This window comes from Methylobacterium sp. ARG-1 (genome assembly GCF_001262595.1).
Taxonomy (GTDB): Bacteria; Pseudomonadota; Alphaproteobacteria; order Rhizobiales; family Beijerinckiaceae; genus Methylobacterium; species Methylobacterium brachiatum.
The window spans coordinates 292413-318079 of sequence record NZ_LHCD01000001.1 but is presented as its reverse complement, the minus strand read 5'-3'; the positions used below and the strand labels follow the sequence as shown (position 1 = coordinate 318079).

Annotated in this window: 27 protein-coding genes and 1 pseudogene; 15 read left to right on the top strand and 13 right to left on the bottom strand. The window is 70.8% G+C overall.

Features of this window, described 5'->3' with window-relative positions; translation table 11 throughout:
* From fabF to fabD, 4 genes are all read right to left on the bottom strand, one after another.
* The gene (fabF, locus tag AKJ13_RS01475) at positions 1-1263 is read right to left on the bottom strand and encodes a beta-ketoacyl-ACP synthase II (RefSeq protein ID WP_050731785.1); all 1263 of its coding nucleotides are present in this window, start codon (positions 1261-1263) and stop codon (positions 1-3) included.
* Positions 1264-1448: 185 nt separating this feature from the next.
* On the bottom strand, positions 1449-1688 hold the full coding sequence (locus AKJ13_RS01470) for an acyl carrier protein (protein WP_007559070.1): 240 nt from the start codon (positions 1686-1688) through the stop codon (positions 1449-1451).
* Positions 1689-1968: 280 nt separating this feature from the next.
* Positions 1969-2706 (bottom strand): 3-oxoacyl-[acyl-carrier-protein] reductase, encoded by a 738-nt coding sequence (gene fabG, locus AKJ13_RS01465; RefSeq protein WP_007559069.1) that lies wholly within the window; start codon positions 2704-2706, stop codon positions 1969-1971.
* A 17-nt stretch (positions 2707-2723) separates the two neighbouring features.
* Positions 2724-3665 (bottom strand): ACP S-malonyltransferase, encoded by a 942-nt coding sequence (gene fabD / locus AKJ13_RS01460; protein WP_050731784.1) that lies wholly within the window; start codon positions 3663-3665, stop codon positions 2724-2726.
* A 268-nt stretch (positions 3666-3933) separates the two neighbouring features.
* Between fabD and rpoZ the strand changes: the two genes are divergently transcribed.
* The 3 genes from rpoZ to AKJ13_RS01445 all read left to right on the top strand — a co-directional run bounded on the left by rpoZ (position 3934) and on the right by AKJ13_RS01445 (position 7895).
* Positions 3934-4344, top strand: coding sequence for a DNA-directed RNA polymerase subunit omega (rpoZ, locus tag AKJ13_RS01455; protein ID WP_007559067.1), 411 nt, complete (start codon positions 3934-3936; stop codon positions 4342-4344).
* Positions 4345-4558: 214 nt separating this feature from the next.
* On the top strand, positions 4559-6805 hold the full coding sequence (locus AKJ13_RS01450) for a bifunctional (p)ppGpp synthetase/guanosine-3',5'-bis(diphosphate) 3'-pyrophosphohydrolase (RefSeq protein ID WP_039902104.1): 2247 nt from the start codon (positions 4559-4561) through the stop codon (positions 6803-6805).
* Positions 6806-7253: 448 nt separating this feature from the next.
* Positions 7254-7895: an NYN domain-containing protein gene (locus AKJ13_RS01445; protein ID WP_007559065.1), complete on the top strand. Its 642-nt coding sequence runs from the start codon at positions 7254-7256 to the stop codon at positions 7893-7895.
* Positions 7896-7910: 15 nt separating this feature from the next.
* On the opposite strand, the pseudogene AKJ13_RS01440 reads toward AKJ13_RS01445, so the two are convergent.
* The 3 genes and pseudogenes from AKJ13_RS01440 to dapA form a co-directional block, all read right to left on the bottom strand.
* Positions 7911-8439: pseudogene (locus AKJ13_RS01440) on the bottom strand (peroxiredoxin).
* 188 nt (positions 8440-8627) lie between these two features.
* A complete protein-coding gene (gene smpB, locus AKJ13_RS01435) occupies positions 8628-9101 on the bottom strand; it encodes an SsrA-binding protein SmpB (protein ID WP_007559061.1) in 474 nt (157 codons plus the stop codon).
* Positions 9102-9117: 16 nt separating this feature from the next.
* Positions 9118-10017, bottom strand: a complete 900-nt coding sequence (dapA, locus tag AKJ13_RS01430) for a 4-hydroxy-tetrahydrodipicolinate synthase (RefSeq protein WP_050731783.1) — start codon at positions 10015-10017, stop codon at positions 9118-9120.
* A gap of 296 nt (positions 10018-10313) precedes the next feature.
* Here dapA and AKJ13_RS01425 point away from each other — a divergent pair, with 296 nt between their 5' ends.
* Complete coding sequence (locus tag AKJ13_RS01425) at positions 10314-12569, top strand: lytic transglycosylase domain-containing protein (RefSeq protein ID WP_050731864.1); 2256 nt, start codon at positions 10314-10316, stop codon at positions 12567-12569.
* A gap of 147 nt (positions 12570-12716) precedes the next feature.
* On the opposite strand, the gene AKJ13_RS01420 is transcribed toward AKJ13_RS01425, so the two are convergent.
* The 3 genes from AKJ13_RS01420 to AKJ13_RS01410 form a co-directional block, all read right to left on the bottom strand.
* The gene (locus tag AKJ13_RS01420; RefSeq protein ID WP_050731782.1) at positions 12717-12932 is read right to left on the bottom strand and encodes a hypothetical protein; all 216 of its coding nucleotides are present in this window, start codon (positions 12930-12932) and stop codon (positions 12717-12719) included.
* 421 nt (positions 12933-13353) lie between these two features.
* Positions 13354-14289 (bottom strand): prephenate/arogenate dehydrogenase family protein, encoded by a 936-nt coding sequence (locus AKJ13_RS01415; RefSeq protein ID WP_050731781.1) that lies wholly within the window; start codon positions 14287-14289, stop codon positions 13354-13356.
* Entirely contained in the window at positions 14282-15397 is a 1116-nt protein-coding gene (locus AKJ13_RS01410) for a histidinol-phosphate transaminase (protein ID WP_050731780.1), read from the bottom strand. The genes AKJ13_RS01415 and AKJ13_RS01410 overlap by 8 nt, the downstream gene beginning before the upstream one ends.
* 193 nt (positions 15398-15590) lie before the next feature.
* Between AKJ13_RS01410 and AKJ13_RS01405 the strand changes: the two genes are divergently transcribed.
* The 8 genes from AKJ13_RS01405 to cysC all read left to right on the top strand — a co-directional run bounded on the left by AKJ13_RS01405 (position 15591) and on the right by cysC (position 21084).
* Positions 15591-15884 carry a hypothetical protein gene (locus tag AKJ13_RS01405; protein ID WP_050731779.1) on the top strand — a complete coding sequence of 98 codons (294 nt, stop codon included), beginning with the start codon at positions 15591-15593 and terminating at the stop codon, positions 15882-15884.
* Positions 15885-16011: 127 nt separating this feature from the next.
* Entirely contained in the window at positions 16012-16179 is a 168-nt protein-coding gene (locus AKJ13_RS32105; RefSeq protein ID WP_200905562.1) for a hypothetical protein, read from the top strand.
* A 131-nt stretch (positions 16180-16310) separates the two neighbouring features.
* A complete protein-coding gene (locus AKJ13_RS01400; protein ID WP_050731778.1) occupies positions 16311-16490 on the top strand; it encodes a hypothetical protein in 180 nt (59 codons plus the stop codon).
* Between the two features lie 90 nt (positions 16491-16580).
* On the top strand, positions 16581-16787 hold the full coding sequence (locus AKJ13_RS01395; protein WP_050731777.1) for a hypothetical protein: 207 nt from the start codon (positions 16581-16583) through the stop codon (positions 16785-16787).
* Between the two features lie 211 nt (positions 16788-16998).
* Complete coding sequence (locus tag AKJ13_RS01390) at positions 16999-18204, top strand: homoserine O-acetyltransferase (RefSeq protein ID WP_050731776.1); 1206 nt, start codon at positions 16999-17001, stop codon at positions 18202-18204.
* Entirely contained in the window at positions 18201-18902 is a 702-nt protein-coding gene (metW, locus tag AKJ13_RS01385) for a methionine biosynthesis protein MetW (protein ID WP_144426152.1), read from the top strand. Before AKJ13_RS01390 ends, metW begins: the two co-directional genes overlap by 4 nt.
* A gap of 339 nt (positions 18903-19241) precedes the next feature.
* A complete protein-coding gene (locus tag AKJ13_RS01380) occupies positions 19242-20363 on the top strand; it encodes a hypothetical protein (RefSeq protein ID WP_050731775.1) in 1122 nt (373 codons plus the stop codon).
* Between the two features lie 70 nt (positions 20364-20433).
* On the top strand, positions 20434-21084 hold the full coding sequence (gene cysC / locus AKJ13_RS01375; RefSeq protein ID WP_050731862.1) for an adenylyl-sulfate kinase: 651 nt from the start codon (positions 20434-20436) through the stop codon (positions 21082-21084).
* Between the two features lie 16 nt (positions 21085-21100).
* Here cysC and AKJ13_RS01370 read toward each other — a convergent pair whose 3' ends face one another.
* The 3 genes from AKJ13_RS01370 to AKJ13_RS01360 are packed head-to-tail and all read right to left on the bottom strand — an operon-like array spanning position 21101 to position 23421.
* The gene (locus AKJ13_RS01370) at positions 21101-22435 is read right to left on the bottom strand and encodes a sensor histidine kinase (protein WP_050731774.1); all 1335 of its coding nucleotides are present in this window, start codon (positions 22433-22435) and stop codon (positions 21101-21103) included.
* Positions 22432-23100 carry a response regulator transcription factor gene (locus tag AKJ13_RS01365; RefSeq protein ID WP_050731773.1) on the bottom strand — a complete coding sequence of 223 codons (669 nt, stop codon included), beginning with the start codon at positions 23098-23100 and terminating at the stop codon, positions 22432-22434. Before AKJ13_RS01365 ends, AKJ13_RS01370 begins: the two co-directional genes overlap by 4 nt.
* A 15-nt stretch (positions 23101-23115) precedes the next feature.
* Positions 23116-23421 (bottom strand): PepSY domain-containing protein, encoded by a 306-nt coding sequence (locus AKJ13_RS01360; RefSeq protein WP_050731772.1) that lies wholly within the window; start codon positions 23419-23421, stop codon positions 23116-23118.
* Between the two features lie 169 nt (positions 23422-23590).
* Here AKJ13_RS01360 and AKJ13_RS01355 point away from each other — a divergent pair, with 169 nt between their 5' ends.
* The 3 genes from AKJ13_RS01355 (at position 23591) to trpB (ending at position 25621) form a co-directional block, all read left to right on the top strand.
* A complete protein-coding gene (locus AKJ13_RS01355; protein WP_244471473.1) occupies positions 23591-23938 on the top strand; it encodes a hypothetical protein in 348 nt (115 codons plus the stop codon).
* Positions 23939-24118: 180 nt separating this feature from the next.
* A complete protein-coding gene (locus AKJ13_RS01350) occupies positions 24119-24241 on the top strand; it encodes a hypothetical protein (protein WP_348270927.1) in 123 nt (40 codons plus the stop codon).
* 138 nt (positions 24242-24379) lie between these two features.
* A complete protein-coding gene (gene trpB, locus AKJ13_RS01345) occupies positions 24380-25621 on the top strand; it encodes a tryptophan synthase subunit beta (protein WP_050731771.1) in 1242 nt (413 codons plus the stop codon).
* Positions 25622-25667: the final 46 nt, after the last annotated feature.

Below are 25667 nucleotides of genomic sequence, written 5' to 3'. Positions count from 1 at the left end.
TCAGGCGACCCGCCGCATCACCAAGCTGGCATTCGTCCCGCCAAATCCAAAGGAATTCGACAGCACGACATCCACCGGCTTGCGCTTCGCCTCGAAGGGCACGAGGTCGATCTTGGTCTGGACGGAGGGGTTGTCGAGGTTGAGGGTCGGCGGGATCACGCCGTCGCGCAGGACGAGGATCGAAAAGATCGCCTCGACCGAGCCGGCGGCGCCGAGCAGGTGGCCGATCGAGCTCTTGGTCGACGACATGGTCGCGTTGGCGGCGGCGTCGCCCAGGAGGCGCTCCACGGCCTTCAGCTCCAGCTCGTCGCCCATGGGCGTCGAGGTACCGTGGGCGTTGATGTAGCCGATCTCGGCCGGGGAGATGCCGGCGCGCTTCACCGCGGCGCTCATGCAGCGGAAGGCGCCGTCGCCGTCCGGGGACGGGGAGGTGATGTGGTAGGCGTCGCCCGAGAGACCGTAGCCCACCACCTCGGCGTAGATCTTCGCGCCGCGGGCCTTGGCGTGCTCGTATTCCTCGAGCACGACGATGCCGGCGCCCTCGCCCATGAGGAAGCCGTCGCGGTCGCGGTCGTAGGGGCGGGAGGCCTTTTCCGGGGTGTCGTTGAAGCCGGTGGTCAGCGCCCGGCAGGCGGAGAAGCCGGCGATCGACAGGCGGTTGACCGGCGATTCGGCCCCGCCCGCCACCATCACGTCGGCATCGCCCAGCGCCACGAGGCGGCTCGCGTCGCCGATGGCGTGGGCGCCGGTGGAGCAGGCCGTGACCACGGCGTTGTTCGGCCCCTTGAGCCCGTAGGCGATCGAGACCTGGCCGGAGGCGAGGTTGATGATCCGGCCCGGGATGAAGAACGGCGAGATCCGGCGCGGGCCCTTCTCGTGGAGGGTGACCGAGGCGTCGTAGATGCCGCCGATGCCGCCGATGCCGGAGCCGATCAGCACGCCGGTGGCGCACTGGTCCTCGTGGCTCTTGGGCAGCCAGTTCGCGTCCTTCAGGGCCTCGTCGGCCGCCGCCATCGCGTAGACGATGAACGGATCGACCTTGCGCTGCTCCTTGGGCTCCATCACCGCGTCGGGATTGAAGGTGCCGTCGGTGCCGTCGCCGAACGGGACCTGGGCGGCGACCCGGCAGGGCAGGTCGGCGGATTCGAAACCGCGGATCGGGCCGGCGCCGCTGTCGCCCGCGATCAGCCGGCTCCAGGTGTGCTGCACCCCGCTGCCGAGCGGTGTGACCATCCCCAGACCCGTGACCACCACCCGCCGCATGCTACCTGTCCCGTCTCAAGACTATCTTGGGAAGCGCGCCCCGCCGCCATCGACGCCGGCTTGCCACCGGAGCGCATCTTGAACAACCGATTGCGGCCGGATCCGTGCCCGCCCGACCGCGAAACGCAGAACGGCGCGGGGGCTGCTTCGCCTCACCCGCGCCGCGTGAAACCGAATCCGGCGCCTCAGGCGGCCGAGTTCTTCTCCAGGAACTTCACCGCGTCGCCGACCGTCTGGATGGTCTCGGCGGCGTCGTCCGGGATCTCGACGTTGAATTCCTCCTCGAAGGCCATGACCAGCTCGACCGTGTCGAGGCTGTCGGCACCGAGGTCGTCGATGAAGTTGGCGCTCTCGACCACCTTCTCGGGCTCGACGCCCAGGTGCTCGACGACGATCTTCTTCACGCGCTCAGCGATATCGCTCATCGGTCTTCCGTCCTCGTCCTTTTGGTCTGTCAGTCGTCTCGGGGTGGTGCCGTGGCCGCGCCGCGCCCCTTCGGGCTTGTTGGCGGGCCGGTGTCGATCGCGCGTGTTTCGAGGTGAACCGGGACGGCCCCGCCGGGGGGCCTTGGACTGAAAACCCGCTGAACCGTCAACCCCCTGTACGGCTGCGGGGCGTGGTAGCACAGGGTTCCCGCCCTGGCGAGAGCCGTTCAGATTCCCTTCACGGGTGTGGCACGCGCGTGTCGGACGGGGGTGTCGGGGCCTAGAACATCGCCATGCCGCCGTTCACGTGCAGGGTGTGGCCGGTGACGTAGGCGGCCTCCGCCGACGACAGGTAGATGCAGGCGGCGGCGACCTCCGCGCCCTCGCCCAGCCGCCCGGCCGGCACCCGGGCCAGGATGCCCTCGCGCTGCTTCTCGTTGAGCGCGTCGGTCATGGGCGAGCTGATGAAGCCCGGGGCGATGCAGTTGACCGTGATCCCGCGCGAGGCGACCTCGGCGGCGAGCGCCTTGGTCATGCCGACGAGCCCGGCCTTGGCGGCGGCGTAGTTGCCCTGGCCGGGATTACCGGTCGAGCCCACCACCGAGCCGATATTGACGATCCGCCCGGAGCGGCGGCGCATCATGCCCTTCACGGCCGCCCGCGAGAGCCGGAAGGCGGCGGTGAGGTTGACGGCGAGCACCTGCTCCCACTCGTCGTCCTTCATCCGCATGAACAGGTTGTCCCGGGTGATGCCGGCATTGTTGACCAGGATATCGAGGGGGCCGATCGCCGCCTCGGCGGCCGGGACCAGGCCCTCGACCGAATCCTTGTCGGAGAGGTCGGCCGCCACCGGGCTTGCCCGCTCGCCGAGCTCCGCCGCAAAGGCCTCGAGCGCCGCCGGCTTCGTGCCCGAGAGCGCCACGGTGGCGCCCTGAGCGTGCAGCGCCCGGGCGATCGCCTGGCCGAGGCCGCCGGTGGCGCCGGTCACGAGGGCTTTCCGGCCGGTGAGATCGAACATGCGGGTATCCCTTTACCTTAAAGCGCGAAGGCCGCCACGTCCGCGGGCGTGCCGATCGCCGTGGCCCGCGCCTGGGGCGCGATGCGCTTGACCAGGCCGGTGAGCACCTTGCCGGCGCCGAGTTCGTAGAACTGGTCGACCCCCGCGCCCGCCATGGCGGCGACGCTCTCGCGCCAGCGCACGGTGCCGGTGACCTGATCGACCAGGGCCGCCCGGATCGCCGCGGGCTCCACCACCGGGGCGGCCGTGACATTGGCGTAGAGCGTCACCCGCGGCGCCTTCAGGTCGACCTTGGCCAGGGCCGCCGCCATCGCGTCGGCGGCCGGCGCCATCAGCCGGCAATGGAACGGGGCGGAGACATTGAGCATCACGGCGCGCTTGACCCCGCGCTCCGTGGCGATGCCGACCGCCCGCTCCACCGCGGCCCGGTCCCCCGAGAGCACCACCTGGCCGCCGCCATTGTCGTTGGCGACGTCGCAGACCGCGCCGCCGGATTCGAGCGAGGCCGCCTCGGCGATGCCGCGCGCGGCATCGACATCGGTGCCGATCAGGGCCGCCATCGCGCCGACGCCCGGGGCCACCGCTGCCTGCATGGCCTCGCCGCGCAGGCGCAGCAGCCGGGCCGCATCCGCGATCGACAGGCTGCCGGCGGCCGCGAGCGCCGCGTATTCGCCGAGCGAATGCCCGGCCACGCAGGACACGTCCCGGGCGAGGTCCAGGCCTCGCTCGGCCTCGAGCACCCGCAGGGCCGCGAGGCTCGCCGCCATCAGGGCCGGCTGGGCGTTGGCCGTGAGGGTCAGCTCCTCCACCGGCCCCTCGGCCATCAGCCGCGACAGCGGCTGGGATAGGGCGTCGTCGACCTCGTCGAGCACGGCCTTCGCCTGGGGGAATTCCTCCGCCAGCCCCTTGGCCATGCCGACCGCCTGGCTGCCCTGGCCGGGAAAGATGAGTGCGCGCATGGTCGGTCCTGTCGCTCTCGTCTCGTCGCGGTCGCCGTGCGACACGCGGCCCCTGTCGGCCGAAATTCTGGATTGCGCGGCGCGCACTCGCACCCGAGGGCGCGAGTGTCAACAATGCGTCGCACAATCCGCGAGGCCCGCCGCCCCGGTCGCCGACCGCCAGACGCGCGCCCGGCGCAACCCGCTGTGCTTGTTGCACAACGGCATTCCGTGTAGAGTGGCGCCACACCCGACATCACCCGTCGCTTAAGCTGAGGAGCCGCCCCGCATGGCGCGCGTCACCGTCGAAGACTGCATCGAGAAGGTCGAGAACCGGTTCGAGCTGGTGCTGCTGGCGAGCCACCGGGCGCGCCTGCTGGCCGCCGGCGCCCCGCTCACCATCGACCGCGACCGCGACAAGAACCCGGTCGTGGCCCTGCGCGAGATCGGCGACGAGACGATCACCGCCGACGACCTCAAGGAGCAGCTGATCCACTCGATGCAGAAATACGTCGAGGTGGACGAGCCGGAGGCCGAGACCGTGCCGCTGCTGTCGAGCTCGCCGGCCGCCGCCGCCGTGGCCCCGCAATCCTCCAGCGATGATTCGGCGGTCCAGTTCGACCGCATGAGCGAGGAGGACCTGCTGCGCGGCCTCGAGAACCTCGCCCCGCCCGTCGAGACCGACGACGAGGGCGAGTAAGCCACTGCGCGAGCCGCACGACGTGGGTCTGGATGATCACGACCTGAACGAGACCGGACCCGGCGGAGACGCCGGGTTCTCTCGTTCGGACGGCGATACGGTCGCAACCGGCGCTTTTCCGCCGCCGGGGGCTGGCGCGGGCACGCCCGTTGCGGGAGAGTCGGGCGTGACCCCGACCCCGCGCGCCATCCAGGAACCGACGACGGCCCGGCGGATGATGCGCCAGTACGAGCTCGTCGAGCGGGTCAAGCGCTACAACCCGGCCGCCGACGAGGCTTTGCTCAACCGCGCCTACGTGTACGCCATGCAGGCGCACGGCACGCAGAAGCGCGCCTCCGGCGACCCGTTCTTCGCGCATCCGCTCGAAGTCGCCGCGATCCTCACCGACCTCCATCTCGACGACGCCACCATCGTGGCCGCGGTCCTGCACGACACCGTGGAGGATACCGAGGCGACCCTGGAGGAGATCCGCCGGCTGTTCGGGCCGGAGATCGGCGCGCTGGTCGACGGCCTGACCAAGCTGAAGCGGCTCGACCTCGTCTCCAAGCAGGCTGCCCAGGGCGAGAATTTCCGCAAGCTGCTGCTCGCGGTCGCCGCAGATGTCCGTGTGCTGCTGGTCAAGCTGGCCGACCGCCTGCACAACATGCGCACACTCCAGCACATGCGGGAGGACAAGCGCCACCGCATCGCCCAGGAGACCCTGGACATCTACGCGCCGCTCGCCGGCCGGATGGGCATGCAGGAGCTGCGCGAGGAGCTGGAGGACCTGGCCTTCCGCAACATCGAGCCGGAGGTCTACGCCACCATCACCCAGCGGCTTGCCCGCCTGACCGCCAAGTCGGAGCGGGTGGTCGAGACCATCGCGCAGGTGCTGACCGAAAAACTCTCCGCCCAGGGCATCACCGCCGAGGTCAGCGGCCGGCAGAAGCGGCCGTTCTCGATCTGGTCGAAGATGGAGCGCAAGTCGGTCGCCTTCGAGCAGCTGTCCGACATCTTCGGCTTCCGGGTGATCGTGGACACGGTCCAGGATTGCTACGCCGCGCTCGGGATCGTCCATACCAGCTGGCCGATGGTGCCGGGCCGGTACAAGGACTACATCTCGACCCCGAAGCAGAACGATTACCGCTCGATCCACACCACGGTGATCGGGCCGAAGAGTCAGCGCGTCGAATTGCAGATCCGCACCCGGGCGATGGACGACATCGCCGAGTACGGCATCGCCGCGCACGCCCATTACAAGGAACTCGGGATCGATTCGGCCAAGGAGCCTGCCCGTGAGGGCAGCGTGCATCCCAAGCTCGCGGCCGAGAGCGGCGCCTACCAGTGGCTGCGCCGGACGATCGAGCTCCTGGCCGAAGGCGACAGCCCGGAGGAGTTCCTGGAGCACACCAAGCTGGAGCTGTTCCAGGACCAGGTGTTCTGCTTCACCCCGAAGGGCCGGCTGATCGCCCTGCCACGGGGCGCGACGCCGATCGACTTCGCCTACGCGGTGCACACCGATGTCGGCAACTCGGCGGTAGGCGCCAAGATCAACGGCCGGATGGCGCCGCTGCTGCACGAGCTCGCCAACGGCGACGAGGTCGAGATCAGCCGCTCGGACGGCGCCTCGCCGCCGGCCGCCTGGGAATCCCTGGTGGTGACCGGCAAGGCCCGGGCGGCGATCCGGCGGGCGACCCGGGCAGCGGTGCGCCGACAATATGCCGGGCTCGGCCGCCAGATCCTGGACCGGGCGTTCGAGCGTGCCGCCAAGACGTTTTCCGAGGACAAGCTGCGGGGCGCCCTGCCGCGGCTCGCCCGGGCCACCACCGAGGACGTGTTCGCCGCCGTCGGGCGCGGCGAGATGTTCTCCGGCGACGTGGTGCGGGCGGTCTATCCCGACCATCGCGACGAGCGTCGGCCGTCCACGCCGCAGGGCGCGCTGAACGGCGCCGGCCGCCTCGTGCGCTCGGCCGATCAGACCATGCGGCTGACCTTCCCGGGCGCCGAGGGCAAGGCCGAGGACCGCAGCGACGCGATCCCGATCCGCGGCCTCACAGGCGACCTGCCCGTGACCTTCGCGCCGAACGGCGGCGCCGTGCCAGGCGACCGGATCGTCGGCATCCTGACCCCGGGCGTCGGCGTCACCGTCTACCCCATCCAGTCGGCGGCACTTGCGGCCTTCGACAACGAGCCTGAGCGCTGGCTCGACGTCCGCTGGGACACCGAGGCCTCGGGCAGCGAGCGGTTCCCGGCCCGGCTGGCGCTGAAGTCGATCAACGAGCCCGGCGTGTTCGCCCAGATCGCCCAGGTGATCGCCGACCACGACGGCAATATCGACAACATCTCGATGAAGCGCCGCACCCAGGACTTCACCGACATCACCATCGACCTGTCAGTCTGGGATCTCCAGCACTTGACCGCGATCATCGCGGAGCTGCGCGGCAAGCGCCCGGTCAACAGCGTCGAGCGCGTGAACGGCTAGGGTGCCCGGCCGCCGGATCGGATCCCGGGACAGCGCCAGCCCACCTGATCTCAAGGGCCCAGCAGCGAGGCGACCGGGCGCGCGCAAGATGACCGGTCGCTCGAACACGCAATAGACCTAAGGTTTATCGGATCAACTCAGGTCTTTCATCCCAAGGACGCGGCGCGATACGTGGCGATACGACTTTTTTCTCGACGTCCCAGGGAAACCGCGCTATCGAGAGCCGCATTCCTTCCGGTTGACTTGACAGGGCTGTGTTTCGCCCGAATGGTTGAAACGCCCGGGCGACGGTCACCCCGGAAGGGGACCGTGCTTTTCCGTCCCGGATTTCTTTCTATCTCGTCATTCGTTCACGACGATACGGCCTGGGTTTTCCGCCCGGATTTCGAGCAGCCGTTTCAGCACACGATTTCCGGCAACCCATATTCTTTCAGGATTCGACTCATCCATGGCAGCACCGCAGCGCAGCGCCCTCTTCATCGACGGCGCCAACCTCTACGCGACCACTAAGGCCCTTGGCTTCGATATTGACTACAAGAAGTTGCTCAAGGAATTTCAGGCTCGCGACAACCTCCTGCGCGCGTTCTATTACACCGCGATGATCGAGGATCAGGAATATTCCTCGATCCGACCGCTGATCGATTGGCTGGATTACAACGGCTATCGCGTCGTGACCAAGCCCGTGAAGGAGTTCACGGACTCGATGGGCCGGCGCAAGTACAAGGGCAACATGGATATCGAGCTGGCGATCGACGCCCTCGAGCTCAGCCCGCATATCGACCACATGGTGCTGTTCTCCGGCGACGGCGATTTCCGCTCGCTGGTCGAGGCGATGCAGCGGCGCGGCGTCAAGGTGACGGTGATCTCCACCATCCAAACCCAGCCGGCGATGATCTCCGACGAGCTGCGCCGGCAGGCCGACGAGTTCGTGGATCTCGCGAGCCTCTCGAACCGCATCGGCCGCGAGCCGAGCGAGCGCCCGGTCCGGGCTGCCGGCGAGACTGCCAGCCGCTACCGCGGCGAAGCCCGCCCGAGCCCGGCCCTCGAGAACCGCTACGGCATCCGCCAGCCGGAATCCGAAGAGGGCTGAGACCGGGGCCAAGCGTCAGGCGCCGCCGTCGAGCCAATCGATCACCTGCTGCGCGCCGCGATCGGCGGGAAAGACCGGGTAGAACACCTGGCTGACGACGCCGTCGTCGATCACCAGGGTGAGGCGGCGCAGCAGCACCTGCCCGCCCGCGTCGAAGACCGGCAGGCGCGCGGCCATCGTGAAGGCCCGATGCGGATCGGCCAGCAGCGGGAAGGTGAGGCGCAGCCGCTCGGCCGCCTCCCGCTGGTAAGCGCTGGTCTGAGTCGAGAGGCCGTAGACCTGCGCGACGCCGCGCTCCCGCAGGGCGGCATGGTGATCCCGGAAATCGCAGGCCTGCGGCGTGCAGCCCCGGGCGCCCGGAATCGCCGGTGCGCGGATAGGCATAGGCCACGGTCCGGCCCGAGAGCCGCGCCAGCGACACGGTCGTGCCGTCGGTCGCCGTGAGCGCCACGTCGGGCAGCTTCATCCCGCGCAGGTGTTCGGCCGCGCCGTCATCCACGGGGGCAGGGAGGTCGGCGGGCAAGGCGTCGATGCTGGGCTGCATCGGCGGCTCCTCGGATCGCGCGAGCCTAGATCGCCACGGACCGAAGGTGAATCGCCAGTTTTGGACTTCGCCTTGCCAGTCATCACGCGCGGAGCGACGTGAGCCCGGGGCAGCGCGACATCAGGAGATCGCGCGCTGCCCTGGGTTGCTTCACTGCGCTCGCAATGACGGAAGGGCCGTGAACCGATCTACCCCCGGTCCCGCAGCAGCCGCGCCCGGTCGCGCTGCCAGTCGCGCTCCTTGGCGGCCTCGCGCTTGTCGTGGGCCTGCTTGCCCTTGCCCAGGCCGAGCTCGATCTTCGCCCGGCCCTTGTCGTTGAAGTAGATCTTCAGCGGCACCACCGTGTAGCCCTGGCGCTGGGTGGCGCCGATCAGCTTGTTGATCTGGCGGCGATGCAGCAGCAGGCGGCGCGGGCGTTTGGGCTCGTGATTGAAGCGGTTCGCCTCCAGGTATTCCGGGATATAGGCGTTGAACAGCATCAGGTCGGTGCCGGAGGGGCCGGCATAGGCCTCGCCGATCGTCGCCTTGCCGCCGCGCAGGGACTTCACCTCGGTGCCGGTCAGGGCGATACCGGCCTCGAGCGTGTCCTCGATCGTGTAGTGGAAGCGCGCGGCACGGTTGTCGGCGACGACGCGCCGACTGGGCTCCGGTTTCGGGGCCATGTGTGTGTGACTCTCCTCAGCCTTCGAGCAGACCGGCGTGGCGCAAAGCCGCGTCGACGATCGCCCGGGTCGCGTTCGAGACCGGCACCAGCGGCAGGCGCAGGTCCTCGGTCATATGGCCGAGCTTGGCCAGCGCGTACTTGGTCGGGCCCGGATTGGCCTCGGCGAACAGCCCGCTCTGGAGCGGGAACAGCCGGTCCTGCAGGGCCAGCGCCTTGGCGTAGTCGCCGGCGAGCGAGGCCTCCTGCAGGTCGGCGCAGAGGCGCGGCGCCACGTTGGCCACCACCGAGATGCAGCCGTGGCCGCCCTGGGCGTTGTAGCCGAGCGCCGTCGCATCTTCGCCCGAAAGCTGGAGGAAGTTCGCCCCCATGGCCTGACGCTGCTGGCTGACGCGGTCGATCTTGGCGGTCGCGTCCTTCACGCCGGCGATGTTCTTCAATTCGAAGAGCCGGGCCATCGTCTCGACACTCATGTCGACGACGGAGCGCGGCGGGATGTTGTAGATGATGATCGGAATGCCGACCGCGTCGTTGACGGCCTTGAAGTGGGCGTAGAGTCCCTCTTGCGTCGGCTTGTTGTAATAGGGCGTGACCACCAGCACGGCGTCGGCGCCGGCTCGCTCGGCGTGGCGCGCCCGGGCCACCGCCTCGGCGGTGGAGTTGGAGCCCGCGCCCGCCACCACGGGCACGCGCCCGCCCGCCTCGTCGATGCAGGCCTCGACCACCCGGTCGTGCTCGGAATGGGTCAGGGTCGGGCTCTCGCCGGTGGTGCCGGTCGGCACGAGGCCGTGACTGCCCTGGTCGATCTGCCAGCGTACGAATTTCCGGAACGCGGCCTCGTCGAAGGCGCCGTCGCGGAACGGCGTCACAAGCGCGGTGAGCGAGCCCCGCAGGCGGCTCCCGGTCATCTCAGTCATCTCAGGCGTCCCAAAGAGGCTCAGCTGGGGTCTCGGCGGATGGGCAGGTCCCGGCGCTCCCGGCGCCGTGCGTCCCGCGCGCCGTTCGGCCGCGGACGGGCAGACATAGGCGGTCGCGCCACGGGGCGCAAACAGATCGTGGCGAGGGTTTACGGGTTCTTAATGCCCCCGCGCCGATCTTCATTTCTTTCCACTCCGGTCGCGAGAAGGGGGGAAACGTGATCCGAGCCCAGTCGATCCGAGGTCCCGTGATCCGCGCGCTGGCCTCGACGCGCACGCCCCTGGCGGCGGCGGCTCTGGTCACGACCCTCGGGGTCGCGCTCGCGGGCCAGGTCGGCACCGACGCGCCCGCCTCGCAGCCGACGCCGCCCGCGAGCGACGCTGCCCTGTCCCCGGCCCAAACCCGGAGCACCGAGGCCGAGGCGGTCGCCGATCCGGTCACCGCCGACGCCCTCAAGCTCGATCCGGCCCAGACCGCCAAGGGCTCCGACCGGGGCGAGGAGGCCGCCGGCAAGATCCCGGCCGCCGCCACCGCCTACGCCTCGGCCGACCCCGACGCCCCCGTGGTCTTCCCGCTGCCCGACGCTGCGCTGACGCCGGCCGCGCCGGTGCCCGAGGTCCCGGACCCGGGCAAGCCCAAGATCTCGGGCGACACCGATCCGACCCTGCTGCGCGGCGCCATCGACCTCTACCGCAAGGGCCGAGTCGCCGACGGCGACCGGATGCGCGACGGCTTCACCGATCCCGCCGCCCGGGCGCTGCTCGAATGGGTGGCGATCCGCGCGGGCGCCGGCATCGGCTTCGCCCGCACCGTCGCCTTCACCCGCGCCAACCCGACCTGGCCGGCCGGCCCGCTGCTGCGCCGCCGGGCCGAGGAGGCGCTGCTCTCCGAGCGCAAGCCCCCGGCCGTGGTCCGGGCCTATTTCGCAACCGCCAAGCCGGTGAGCGCGCCGGGCAAGTTCGCCCTGGCGCTGGCGCTCCGGGCCGACGGCTACGACACCGACGCCGCCGAGATCGTGCGCGACCTGTGGCGCACCGAGACCTTCGGCAAGAGCCTCGAGGCCAAGGTCCAGGACGCCTTCCCGGGCGTGCTCACCCGGATCGACCACCGCTACCGGATGGAGCGGGCGCTCCTGAAAGACGATTGGGAGAGCGCCGGCCGGGCGGCGGGCTATGCGGGCGGCGCTTATGCCAGCCTCGTGCGCGCCCGCCGGGCCGTGGAGGACAAGGCCGGTGCCCCGGCCGCGCTCGCCGCGGTGCCGCCCTCCCTGCGGGGCGACGCCTCCTACATCTTCTCCCGGGCGCAGTATTTCCGCCGGGCCGACAAGCCCGAGGAGGCCGCCGCGATCCTGGCCGCGGCGCCCACCAACCCGGACGTGCTGGTCGATGGCGACGAGTGGTGGATCGAGCGCCGGATCGTGGCGCGCAAGCTCCTCGACCTCGGCAACGCCAAGACCGCCTTCACGGTGGCGAGCGGCCATGCCGCGCGCACCCCAGAGAAGCGCCTGGAGGCCGAGTTCCACGCCGGCTGGATCGCCCTGCGGTTCGCCGGCGACCCGGCGAGCGCCGCGCAGCACTTCGCCCAGATGGCGACCATCGCGGAGAGCCCGGTCTCGCTGGCGCGGGCCGCCTATTGGCAGGGCCGGGCGGCCGAGGCGCTGGGCCAGCGCGAGGCGGCCAAGGGCTTCTACGAGCGGGCCGCCCTGCAGCCGATCGCCTATTACGGCCAGGTCGCCCGGGCCCGGCTCGGCCAGACCAGCCTGCCGCTGCGCGCGCCGGCCGATCTCGAGGGCGTCGAGCGACAGGCCTTCGAGGACAGGCTCTACATCCGGGCTCTGCGCATGCTGGGCGAGGCGGGGCTCAAGGACCTGGCGCTGCCGCTCTATATCGACGCCGCCCGGGACCTCACCGACCCGCGCGAGATCCAGGCGCTCGGCGACCTCGCCACCGAGATGAAGGATGCCCGCGCCCTGGTGGCGATCGGCAAGCTCGCGGTGCAGCGCGGCCTGCCGCTCGACGCCCACGCCTATCCGACCATCGGGATCCCGGCCTACGAGACTTTCACGGCGGTGCCCCAGGTCGAGCGGGCCATGGTCTACGCCATCGCCCGGCAGGAGAGCCAGTTCGACCCCCGGGCCCAGTCCGGGGTCGGCGCCCGCGGCCTGATGCAGATGATGCCGGCCACCGCCCAGCGCACCGCCCGCCGGGTCGCCACGTCCTTCGACGTCGACCGCCTGACCAGCGACCCGGCCTATTGCGCCAAGCTCGGTCAGGCCCATCTCGGCGAGCTGATGGAGGATTGGCGCGGCTCCTACGTCCTCGCCTTCGCCTCCTACAATGCCGGCGGCGGCAACGTGAAGAAGTGGATCGACGCCTACGGCGACCCGCGCAAGGGCGATGTCGACGTGATCGACTGGGTCGAGCGCATCCCGTTCACCGAGACGCGCAACTACGTGCAGCGCGTGATGGAGAACCTGCAGGTCTACCGCTCCCGCCTGGACGGCCGCAGTGCCCTGCTGATCGACGGGGATCTCCATCGCGGGGCGCGGTAGGGAGCCGGACGTTCGCCGCGTGGGTTGCGATGGTCACGCATCCGATGCCGGCGCATCTCCCTCCTCTGCGGGGAAGGGAAGACGCGCGCGTCAGTCGCGGCCATCATTCGCAGACGGAACCGCGCGCTCGACCAGCGCTCGCACCGCTTACCGCTGCTCGCTCGCGATGATGGCGCGCAGGGCGGTGAGGGCACGTTCCCGGCCGGCGTCGGTCCTGATACAGGACCAGAGGCGCAGGCATTCCTGCATGTCGGCGATGGCGGGCGAGCCGCTCTCGCTGTCGAAGAAGCGGTCGACCGGGATGCCGAGAATGTCGGCGAGCGTCAGCAAGGTCTGGGTCCCCGGCTTCTTGGTGCCGCTCATGAGGGACAATCCCTGTACCGGCATACGGTATAATCGAACCGAATTTATAATGCAGAAAATTGTATAAAAAATCAATCCTGCTATCTTTATAGGTTTCTAGGGAATACCGCCCGATCAGTCCGATCGGTGCGCGATAGCTTGCATCATCGTCGCGGCAGTCGCCCCAAGAGCCGGGGCTGCTGAGCCCCAACACCGGACCGTTCGGCGTCGCGCGCGAGCTCACCCCGCATCGCGAAGCTTGGCCGCGCCGGCCGCCGGCGACGGCCATCCCACCCACACCCTCATCCTGAGGTGCGCGCGCGAGGGAGCCGCGAAGGAGGCCTCCAGCCCACCGCGCGATCTCTGGAGGGCTCCTTCGAGGCCTCCGCTGCGCTGCGGCGCCTCAGGATGAGGGGGGGAATTGGAGGAGCCCTTTGTCGCCCTACTCCTCCGGCGGCCGCGGGCGCCCGAAATCGGGGGCGGCGGTCTCCTGGCCCTGGGCCACGATGCTGCGCCGGATCGCCCGGGTGCGGGTGAACATCGCGTGGAGCGCGTCGCCGTCGCCCCAGCGGACCGCCTTGGCCAACGCCGAGAGGTCCTCGTTGAACCGACCGAGCATCTCCAGCACCGCCTCGCGGTTGTTCAGGAAGATGTCCCGCCACATGGTCGGGTCGGAGGCGGCGATGCGGGTGAAATCGCGAAATCCGCTGGCCGAGAACTTGATCACCTCGGACTGGGTCGCGGATTCGAGGTCCGCGGCGGTGCCGACGATGTTGTAGGCGATCAGGTGCGGCAGGTGGCTGGTGATCGCCAGAACGTGGTCGTGGTGCTCGGCGCTCATGGTCTCGACATTGGCGCCCATGCCCTCCCACAGGACCCGGACCCGCTCCACCGCCGCGGGGTCGGTGCCCTCGGGGGGCGTCAGGATGCACCAGCGGTTCTGGAACAGGGTCGCGAAGCCCGCATCCGGCCCCGAGAACTCGGTGCCGGCGATCGGGTGACCGGGGACCAGGGCGACGCCCTCCGGCAGGTGCGGCCGGATCGCCGCCACCACCGCGCCCTTGACCGAGCCGACATCCGACACGATCGCGCCGCGTTTCAGGTATGGCGCCAGCTCGGCGGCGGCCGCGCCGATGGCGCCGACCGGCACGCACAGGATCACCAGGTCGGCCTCCGTGGCGCCCTCCTGCAGATCGCCGGTGACGACATCGGCGATGCCGAGCTCGGCGACCCGTTCGCGCACGGCCGCGTCCCGGTCCAGGGCGACGATCGTGCCGGCGAGGCTGTAGCGGCGGGCTGCCCGGGCGATCGAGGAGCCGATCAGCCCCAGCCCGACGATGGTAAGGCGCCCGATGGGCGGGGTCGCGGCCTCAGGCATGCGTGCCCCGCACGAAGTCGCCTAACGCCGCCAGGAAGGCCGTGTTCGCCTCTGCCCCCGCCACCGTCACCCGCAGGGCGTTGGGCAGGCCATAGGCGCTGACCCGGCGGGTGATCAGCCCGCGCTCGGTGAGGAAGGCGTCGGCGTCGGCGGCCGAGCGGCCCGGTTCGTCGGGGAAGTGGATCAGCACGAAATTGGCGACGCTCGGCGTCACCGTCAGGCCAAGCGCCCGGGCGCCGTCGGTGAGCTTGGGCAGCCACTCGGCGTTGTGGGCGGCGGCGGCGGCCATGTGCGCCTCGTCGGCGATGGCGGCCGCGCCCGCCGCGATGGCCGGGCCGGAGACGTTGAACGGGCCCCGGATGCGGTTGACCGCATCCGCCACGTGTGCCGGGGCGAGCATCCAGCCGATCCGCACGGCGGCAAGGCCGTAGATCTTCGAGAAGGTCCGGGTCATCACGACGTTCTCGGCTTCGAGCGCGAGTTCGAGCCCGGCCGAGTAGTCGTTCGCCCGCACGTATTCGGCGTAGGCGCCGTCGATCACCAACAGCACGTTCGCCGGCAGGGCGGCGTGCAGGCGGCGGATCTCGTCGAACGGCAGATAGGTGCCGGTCGGGTTGCTCGGGTTGGTGACGTAGACGATCCGGGTCCGCTCGGTGACCCGGGCCAGGATCGCATCGACATCGGTGGTGTAGTCGCGCTCGGGCGCCACCACCGGCGTCGCCCCGGAGGCCAGGATCGCGATCCGGTAGACCAGGAACCCGTGCTCGGAATAGATGCCCTCGGTGCCCGGGCCGCCATAGGCATAGGCCAGCAGCGAGAGCAGCTCGTCGGAGCCGGCGCCGCAGACGATCCGCTCCGGATCGAGCCCGTAGCGCTTCGCGATGGCCGTGCGCAGAACCGTCGCCCGCCCGTCCGGGTAGGTCTCCAGCTTGGCGGTGGCCTCGTGGAGCGCCGCGAGCGCCGCCGGGCTCGGTCCCAGCGGCGTCTCGTTGGACGAGAGTTTGTGGACCTTGCCGCCGCCGGGCCGCCCGCTCTTGCCGGGCACGTAGGTGTCGATCGCCAGGATTCCGGGGCGCGGTTCCGGGCGGACGGGTTTGGGGGCGGACATGGCTCTGCGACTCGGATGCGCGGGCGGAAGTTTCGTTTGCCGGGTCCGTCTACAGCATTTCCTCCGTGGGTGAAGCCGGAGGGTCCGGGCCGCGCCTCAAGGTTTAAGTGCCTGCCGGGATTGGACACGCCCTGGTTGGTCGCCGGAGCTTCGCTATGTTCCCCGGATCCCGCTTGCGACAAGGACGGATCCCATGCCCCTCACACGCTACTTGGATGGCGGCGCCCATATCCTGCCCGCCGACGAGACCCTGATCCGGTTCGCCATGACCAACGGCGAACGGGTGATCGGGATCGACGTGCCGATCCCGGTGCTGCGCCAGCATTTCGGCGGGGCCGACCTCGCCCCCCTCGACCTGTTCGCCAAAAACCAGGCGACGATCGAGGCCGCCGCCAGCGCGGCCTACGACAAGACCGCGACGCCCAACGACCTGCTCGACATGGGCCCGGAGGATTTCGCCACGCCGCCGGGCGCGGCCACGCTCTGAGGCGGAAGGTCCCGCCCCGCGGCGAAGCGCAAATGCCGCGGGGCACTCGCCACGTTTCGGCCTGTTGATCCCGGAGAAGGGACCGCGTCGGGCGCGCCGCGCCCCGCATGCCCCTGGACGGATCCATATGCCCGGTGACCTGATCCCCTGCAGCCTGTTCCTGATCGGGATCCTCACCTCGGTGGCCGCGGATTGCCGGATGCGCCGGGCGGAAGCCTCAGCCTGGTCGAACGGCTGCATCACCGCCGTTGGGGCCGCCATGGTGTTCTTCGCCTGCGCGGTCGCGATCCGCTGAGGGCGCGCCAGAGACAGGCACACGCCGCACCCGGATGCGCCCCTCCGGAGGAACCTGCGGCCCCGATACGCACTTCCCCAGCCGTGATCCTGGGCCGCATTCCGTGGTGCGGCCGGCTCAGTGAGGTTTCCATGATTTCGATCCAGGCGATCGTCGGCTGCGCGCTCGTCCTGTCCGGGCTCTGCGTCGAGAATCTCGCGAGCCGGAACTGGCGGGGCGGCGTCCGCGCCGACCGACTCGACGCCCGCGCCGCCCTGGCGCTCGGGCTCCCGGCCCTCGGGCTGGCCTTGATGGCGGCCCCGCTCGCCTGAGCCGGGCTTGAACCCCAGGGACGTGCCTCGGCGCACCGCGAAGCGTGGCTGATCGACCTAGATCCCGTCATCGAGAACCGAGGACGGATCATGGACTTCATCGCTGGTGTCATTCTGGACGGTGCGGCCTGGGCCGCGCATGCGGCACTCGAAAGCGTGCTGCAGGCCGTGCCCGCTCAGACCGGCCTGGAGCTGACCGGTTCCGCGGTGGAAGCCGTGGTGACGACGGCGGGAGACGTTCTTGGGCCCACCGGGACGGCCCCTGCCGCGGCGCCCGCGCAGAGCGACGCGCCGTAGGCCGATCCGCGGAGCGCAGGCCCGAGGCTGGACAGATCGGGCCAGGCCTCGCGGACTGGGCATTCTTGCACCGGTCCCTGCGTTGACGCTCGTCCCCTCGAGCATTACCTCCCGGTCTCGCTGGCCGCGTTGGGCGAGTGCGGCGCGTCATGCGATCCCGCGCTTCCCTGCCGCGGACCGGGATCGCCGACACACGGTCGTCAAGTCCCGCATGGATACCCAACCCGAGACCGCGCTGCGGCCGGACCCGATCGACGAGACGGCCGGGCGCCTGGCGGAGCCGTCGCAGGCGCTCGACCCCAAGAGCCTGGTCATGCGCTTCGGCGCGGACACGCCGCTTCTGACCGATGCCGGCGTCGAGCTCGCCCCCTTCCAGATCGCCTACCAGACCGCCGGCACCCTGAACGCAGCGGGCACGAACGCGGTGCTGATCTGCCATGCACTCACCGGCGACCAGTATTTCGCCCATCCGCATCCGGTCACCGGCAAGCCGGGCTGGTGGGAGACCCTGGTCGGCCCCGGCAAGCCGGTGGACACCGACCGCTACTTCGTCGTCTGCTCGAACGTGATCGGCTCGTGCATGGGCTCCACCGGCCCGGCTTCGATCGATCCGGCCACCGGGCGGCCCTACGGGCTGAATTTCCCGCTGGTGACGATCCGCGACATGGTTCGGGCCCAACTGATGCTGCTGGAGCGGCTCGGCGTGCGCGACCTGTTCCTGTGCATCGGCGGCTCGATGGGCGGGATGCAGGTGCTGCAATGGGCGGCGCTGTACCCCGACCGGGTCTTCGCCGCGATGCCGATCGCCACCGGGCCCCGCCACTCGGCCCAGAACATCGCGTTTCACGAGGTGGGCCGGCAGGCGATCATGGCCGATCCGGCCTGGGCCGACGGGCGCTACCTCGAGGAGGGCACGCGGCCGTCCAAGGGGCTCGGCGTCGCCCGGATGGGCGCGCACATCACCTACCTGTCCGAGCCGGCGCTGCATCGGAAGTTCGGCCGGCGGTTCCAGGGCGGCTCGGCACCGACCTTCTCGTTCAACGCCGATTTCCAGATCGAGAGCTACCTGCGCCACCAGGGCCTGAGCTTCGTCGAGCGGTTCGACGCCAACGCCTATCTCTACCTGACCCGGGCGATGGACTATTTCGACCTCGCCGAGGACCATGGCGGCGCGCTGGCCAACGCCTTCCGGGGCATCAAGACCCGGTTCTGCGTGATCTCGTTCACCTCCGACTGGCTGTTCCCCACCGCCGATTCCCGGGTGATCGTGCACGCGCTGAACGCCGCCGCGGCGCCGGTCGCCTTCGTGGAGGTCGAGACCGACAAGGGCCACGACGCCTTCCTGCTCGACGAGCCGGCGATGTTCTCCGCCGCCCGCGGCTTCATCGACGCCGCCGCCCGGGCCCGCGGCCTGTGAGCAATTCCAACCTCCGCCGGACCCACGGCGCGCCCTGGGACACCACGGACGCTCTGCCCCGCACCGCCGAGGGCAACGGCGCCCGGGTCGATCACATCGTCGTCCTGGGCCTCGTGCCGCCAAACGCCCGGGTGCTCGATATCGGCTGCGGCGACGGCTCGCTGCTGGCGCTGCTGCGCGACCGGCGCGGCATCGACGGACGCGGCATCGAGCTGTCGCGCGACGGGGTGAATGCCTGCCTGGCCCGGGGCCTGTCGGTGATCCAGGGCGACGCCGACACCGACCTGGCGAACTACCCCGACGACGCCTTCGACGTGGTGGTGCTGTCCCAGACCATTCAGGCGACCCGCAATCCCCGGATCGTGCTGGAGCACCTGCTGCGCATCGGCCGGCAGGTGATCATCTCGTTCCCGAATTTCGGGCATTGGCGGGTCCGGTCGGAACTCGCCCTGCGCGGCCGGATGCCGGTCACCGAGATCATGCCGGATGCCTGGTGGGAGACCCCCAACATCCACCATTGCACGATCCGCGACTTCGTCGGCCTATGCCGGCTGATCGGCGCCCGGATTGAGACCGCCACGGCGCTGGACGCCAGCGGCCGGCCGATGCGCTTCTCCATGCCCTGGTGGGTCTGGAACCTGTTCGGCGCGCAGGGGGTGTTCCTGCTCCGCCGCGACGGCGCCGAGGGCGGGCGCTAGCGCCGGGCCCGATCGCGCTGCTCACGGTACACGCACAAGCCCGGAAAGCCTTAAGCCGGCATTCCAACCCTCCACCTCGTCCTGAGGTGGAGGGTTGGATGCGATCGGCCCCTGTCGTGTAGCTCCGGCCGTGCGGCCTGTATCCATCCGCGACATGTCCTGAAATAGACCAGAAACGGAGCTTGGCTATTTCTGGTCGCGTTTCCGTGATCGGACCGTGATTACGGATCTACTCGGCTGTGTTTCCGGATACTCACGTCCACGCGTCGCGCGTGGCCTGTGCTCTGCCGTGCCGACACCGTCCGGGATCATGGAATCCAACAGGGTCGGACAGGACACGTGCGACGCGCAATCGTGCATATCGGGATGCCGCGGACCGGCTCCACCGCGTTTCAGGAAGTGCTGGCGCGGCTGCGGCCGCGCCTCGACGCCGTCGGGATCTGCTATCCGAAGCTCGCCGCGCCGGGCGCCCCGGACAGCCTCGACGTCAACCACCACCGGCTCGGCCAGGGGCTCGACCGGCGCCGGCCCGAGGCGGAGCGCAGAGCCGGCCTCGCGCGGCTCGACGCGATCCTCGGCACGACCCAGGCGGACACGCTGATCCTCTCCTATGAGGATTTTGCCGTGCAGCGGTCGCGCTGGCGCGTCCCCGAGGTCCTGGCCGGGATCTGCGCGCGGCATGGCTTCGCCCTGGAGACGGCGCTCGTCGTCAAGCCGCAGGCCGAGCAGCTGGCGTCCGCCTACGCCCTGCGGACCCAGGTCGTCGCCGAGGGCCGCACCTTCCGGGGCTTCCTGGGCGTCGAGGGGACCTCGGGGCGCTACGATTATGCCGCCCTGCTGGAGCCGTGGCGCCGGGCCTCGCAGGGCCGCGTGACCGCCGTGCCCTTTCGCGACCGGCGGTCGGACGCGCCGCTGCTCGCGCGGCTGATCGGCGACCTCGGCCTGCGCGATCGCCTCGCGCCGCTGCTGACGCCGGCCGATCTGGAATACCGGACCAACCGGAGTTCGGGGCCGCTCGCCGTCGAGGCCGCGCGCCGTCTGTACCGGCTCGGCGTGCATCGGCAGGTGATCGGGCATCCGCGGCAGCTCGGCCATGTCGTCGATCGCTGGGCCTGGGCGCGGGGGCTGGACGCGGACCGGTTCCGCGGCGAAGCGCCGGAGGGGCTGGCCCGGGTCGCGGCGCGGTATGCCGCCGCCAATGAGCGCTTCGCCGCCACCTGCTGGGGCCGGCCCTGGGATGCGGTCATCGCGGCCGCGCCGGCCGCGCCCCCGAACGAGCTCGCCGCCCGGCCGGTCGCGCCGGAGACGGAGGCCCTGGTCGCCGCGATGATGCGAGCCGCGATGGATCACGTCGCCTTCCGGCCGCTCCCCGCCTGGCGGCGGCGGGCCGCCACTTTGCTGGAGGACGTCAAGGAGCGCCTCGGCGACGTGGCCGGATACCCGGCCTGGCGCGTGCCATGACGCGGCGCCTCCCGCGCAATGTTCGATAACCGGCAGCCGCGTTCGCGGACGATGCTCTGAGGCGATGGATATGTGCGTCTTGCAGAAGATCCCGACCGACGCGCCTTCGAGCCGCGTGACATGGCACCCGCTCCAGCCCCGGGAGGAGCGCTGGGCGCATCTCGGCCAGGGCCCGGTCATCGCGTGGCTGACCGGCCTGTCGGGGGCCGGCAAGTCGACCCTCGCGGCGGCGGCCGATCGGACCTTGGTGGCCAGCGGCCGGCACAGTGCGGTCCTCGACGGCGACAACCTCCGCCACGGCCTGAATGCCGACCTGAGCTTCACGGCGCAGGACCGCGCCGAGAATGTCCGCCGCACCGCCGAGGTGGCGCGGCTGATGGCCGAGGCGGGTTCGGTGGTGATCGTCTCGCTGATCTCGCCGTGCCGCGCGGACCGGGCGCTCGCCCGGCGGATCGCGGGCGACATCCCGTTCGTGGAGGTGTTCGTCGACACGCCGCTCGGCCTCTGCGAGGCCCGCGACCCGAAGGGGCTGTACCGTCTGGCCCGGGCCGGCCGGATCCCGGACTTCACCGGGATCTCGGCCCCCTACGAGGCACCCGAGCGGCCGGACCTGACGATCGCCACCGAGGGCCGCACGACGCAGGCCTGCGCCCGTCGCTTGAGCGCGCTGCTCCTGCGCCTGAGCCGGCGGGTCGAGGGCAGGGTGAAGCGGGGGCGGTGAACGGTCGAGGGCCGCCCTACCCGCCCGGCCATTTCAGTTCTGCCCGAAGGCCACCCATCTCCGAGCGCCCGAACGCCAGTTGCGCCCCCGCGGCCTCGGCCACGTCCCGGGCGATGGCGATGCCGAAGCCGGTGCCCGGCCGGGTCTCGTCCCAGCGCTGGCCGCGGCCGATGCCGGCGATCGCCGCCGCGCTCATGCCGGGGCCATCATCATCCACGGCGAGGCTCAGGCGTCCGGCATCCATCGCTCCGGTGATCCGCACGCGGCGGTGAGCCCATTTCCGCGCGTTGTCGAGGAGGTTGCCCAGCACCTCCATCAGCTCACCCTCCTCCCCCGGATAGGCCAGTGGCTCCGGAACCGACACCACCCAGTCGAGGGAATCCCCCTCCGGCAGGCGGCGCAGGGTCGCGACAAGCCGCTTCGCCACCGGGGCGACCCGGCAGGACCGCCGCCGCAGGTCGCCGGAGGCGGCGATCCGGGCCCGGGCGAGCGCCCGCTCGACCTGCCCGCCCATCGCCCGGGCCTGCTCGGCGATCTCGGCCGAGAGGGCTGGGTCGGCGGGTCCGGTGCGCCGCGCCAGGGCGTCGAGCACGGCGAGCGGGGTCTTCAGGCCGTGCGCCATGTCGGTGGCTGCGTCCCGGGCGCGGATCAGGGCCCGCTCCTGCGCGTCGAGCAGCCGGTTGAGGTCGTGGACCAGCGGTCGGACCTCGTCGGGGAAATCCTCCGGCAGCCGCGTCCGCGTCCCGGCATGGACCGCCAGCAGATCCGCCTGCAGCACCCGGAACGGCGCCAGCGCCCGGCGGACGAACAGCGCCATTGCCAGGGCCAGGACGACGAACAGGGCCACGAGCGCCGGGACGAGCAGGCGCAGGAAGGTCGTCCGGCTCGCCGCGAGGTTGCGGCGATCCTCGGCCACGATCACCCGCAGATTGGTCTCGGCGCCGCCCGGACCGATCGTCAGCGGCTGGACCACCGCGATGAGCCGGCCGCCGTCGGGGCCGGTCGTATCGACGGTGCCGTTCGCGTCCGCTTGGCCGAGATCCAGACTCTTGTCCCAGAGCGAGCGCGAGCGCAGGACGTGCGATCCCGCCTCCACCTGCCAGTAGAGTCCGCCATACGGCGTGGCGAAGCGCGAATCGGGCGGCTCCCGGGAGAGGGTCGGCTTCCCGTCCGGCGCGAGGCTGACCCGTCCGGCGATGAGCTTGGCGGTTCGGTCGAGGGCGTCGGCGGTGCGGGCGTCGAGCACCCGGTCGAGGATTATGGTCAGCCCGATCCCGGCCAGCGCCAGCGCCAGGGCGATCAGCGCCGCCGCCGCGAGGCCGAGCCGGAGGCGGAGTGAATGGCGCCTCACGGCCCGTCCGGCGCCGGGACGCAGTAGCCCTGGCCGCGCCGCGTCTCGATCACCCCCGGCCCAAGCTTGCGCCGCAGGCGGGTGAGCAGCGCCTCCAGGGCGTTCGCCTCGCGCTCGGTGCCGACCCCGTGCAGATGGTCGAGCAGCTCGCCCGCCGGCACCACCTGCCCCGGCCGGTGCAGCAGGAACGACAGGAGCCGGTATTCCAGGGCAGTCAATTCGGTCGGGCGGCCGTCGACGCTGACCGCCCGGGTGCGGGTGTCGAGCTCCACGGCGCCGGCGCGCAGCACCGGCGAGGCGTGGCCGGCGGTGCGCCGGAGGATCGCGCGCAGGCGGGCGACCAGCTCCTCGATGCGGAACGGTTTGACGAGGTAATCGTCGGCGCCGGCATCGATGCCCTCGACCCGCTCGCGCCAGCCGTCCCGGGCGGTGAGGATCAGGACCGGCAGCACCACCTCGGCCGCCCGCAGCCGGCGCAGCACGCCGAGCCCGTCGAGCCGCGGCAGGCCGAGATCGAGCACCATCGCATCGTAGGGCTCGGTCTCGGCGCGAAACCACGCGGCCTCGCCGTCCGCGACCACGTCGGCGACGTAGCCGGCCTGTTCCAGCCCGGCTTTCACGTCCGCGGCGATGCGGGGCTCGTCCTCGACCACTAGGACGCGCATGGCCGGGTCCCGGGCTCAATCATCGTCGTCCTCGTCCAGGATCTTGAGCGAGCCGGCATCGACCTTCACGGAGCGCCGCTTCCCGTCGGCACCGAGGATGCGCAGCTTGTACAGCCACTGCCCGTCGTCGCGCTTCAGATCGACCGCCACCACGTCCCCCGGCACCGCGGCGCGGGCGGCCCGCAGGATCTCGTCGAGGGGGCGGATCTCACCCTTCTCCAGGGCGCGGCGGGCGCGGTCGGCATCCTCTGAGGCGCGCGCCGGCCAGGCCGCGCCGGCGAGCAGCAGGAGCGTGGCGCGGCGCGACGGAGGCTGGATCATGCGGAGACGGGCTCGACCATGGCGGGGCAAGTGGGGTTCGAGCGCGCGAAATCATCCCGCGCCCGCACGGCATGACGCCCCCAGCCTGACGGGAGGCTGACAGGCGCCGTCAGGGTCGCGGGGCCGGACCCAATCAGAAGGCGGGCCGTCCTCTTGCGGAGATGCCTCCATGTCCCTGATCCTCGGTGCCCTCCTCGCCTGTGCCGCCGGCCTCGCCGGCACCGTGCTCTGCCCCGACGACTCCGCCCGGCGCTCGCGCCTGCCGCTGCTGGCGGCGCTCCTGCTGGGCGGCCTCGCCTGGCACGCCCCTGCGAAGGCGGCCGAGCCGCTGCGCGGTCCGGCCCAGGTGCTCGACGGCGGGACCGTCATGGTCGGTTCACGCCGCGTCATCCTCTACGGCGTCGCGGCCCCCGATGCCGACCAGACCTGTTCGGACGCCCAGGACCTTCCCTATCCATGCGGCCTGGCGGCGCGCGATCGCGCGGTGCCGGCCTGCGCGGCTGCCGATGGGGCCTAGGGCCGGCCGCATCTGATCGAAGCCAAATCTCAGGTGACCGCCACCGCCTAGACATGGACGGTGCCGCCGCAGCAGCAGGGCCGAGGCCAGGACGAGCCCGGTGGCGGCACCGAGTAGCGAGCGGATGGTTTCGCGAAGAGCCATGCCGTCCTTGTGCGAGACCCGCCCTACGAGACCGCCATGGCCCTCAACGTGACCACGTCGCTGGTCAGCAAATGGGAGCAGGGCGAGAAGAAGCCCGGCGGCCCGTCGCTGAAGCTGCTCGCGCTGGCCAGCCGGAAGGGTATCGACGCCATCCTGTGAGAAGCAAAGGCCCCGCGATCGAGACTACCGGCCCCGGCCGTCGTATTTACGCGGGCGGGAGGACGCATTGCGGCGGCGCCCGCATGGGTCTAGGCACCCGGCAACAGATCGCTCTTCGCGTCCGGAAGGACTTGCCCCGTGACCATCGCCCCCGAACCGAATTCCTTCCGCACCGGCCCCGACGAGCGCGGCCGCTTCGGCATCTTCGGCGGCCGGTTCGTCGCCGAGACGCTGATGCCGCTGATCCTCGAGCTGGAGGCGGCCTACGAGGCGGCCAAGGCCGATCCCGCCTTCGCGGCCGACATGGCGAGCTACGGCACCCACTATATCGGCCGGCCGAGCCCGCTCTACTACGCCGAGCGCCTCACCGAGCACCTGCGCGCCAAGGCGCCGGCGGGCCAAGGCGCCAAGGTCTATTTCAAGCGCGAGGAGCTGAACCATACCGGCTCCCACAAGGTGAACAACGTGCTCGGCCAGATCCTGCTGGCCCGGCGCATGGGCAAGCCGCGGATCATCGCCGAGACCGGCGCCGGCCAGCACGGCGTCGCCACCGCGACGCTGTGCGCGCGGTTCGGCCTGAAATGCGTGGTCTACATGGGCGCGGTCGACGTCGCCCGGCAGGCGCCCAACGTCTTCCGGATGAAGATGCTCGGCGCCGAGGTGATCCCGGTAGAATCCGGCACCAAGACCCTCAAGGACGCGATGAACGAGGCCTTGCGCGACTGGGTCACCAACGTCGCCGACACGTTCTACTGCATCGGCACCGTCGCCGGCCCGCACCCGTACCCGGCGATGGTCCGCGACTTCCAGTCGGTGATCGGCCGCGAGACCCGGGAGCAGATGATCGCGCAGGAAGGCCGGCTGCCGGATTCGCTGATCGCCTGCATCGGCGGCGGCTCGAACGCCATGGGGCTGTTCCACCCGTTCCTGGACGACCGCGAGGTCGAGATCTTCGGGGTCGAGGCCGCCGGCCACGGGGTCGAGTCCGGCCTGCACGCCGCCTCGCTCACCGGCGGCAAGCCGGGCGTGCTGCACGGCAACCGCACCTACCTTCTGATGGACGCGGACGGGCAGATCTCCGACGCGCACTCGATCTCGGCCGGCCTCGACTATCCCGGCATCGGCCCCGAGCACGCCTGGCTGCACGAGATGGGCCGCGTGAAGTACCTCTCGGCCACCGATTCCGAGACCCTGGAGGCGTTCAAGCTCTGCTCGATGCTGGAGGGCATCATCCCCGCCCTCGAGCCGGCCCACGCCCTGTCCAAGGTGCTGGACATCGCCCCCCAGCGCTCGGCCGATCACCTGATGGTGCTCAACATGTCGGGCCGGGGCGACAAGGACATCCCGCAGGTGGCGGAGATTTTTGGGACGAAGCTCTGAGGCTTTTTGGTCCCGCGCTCATCCCATCCACGCCCTCATCCTGAGG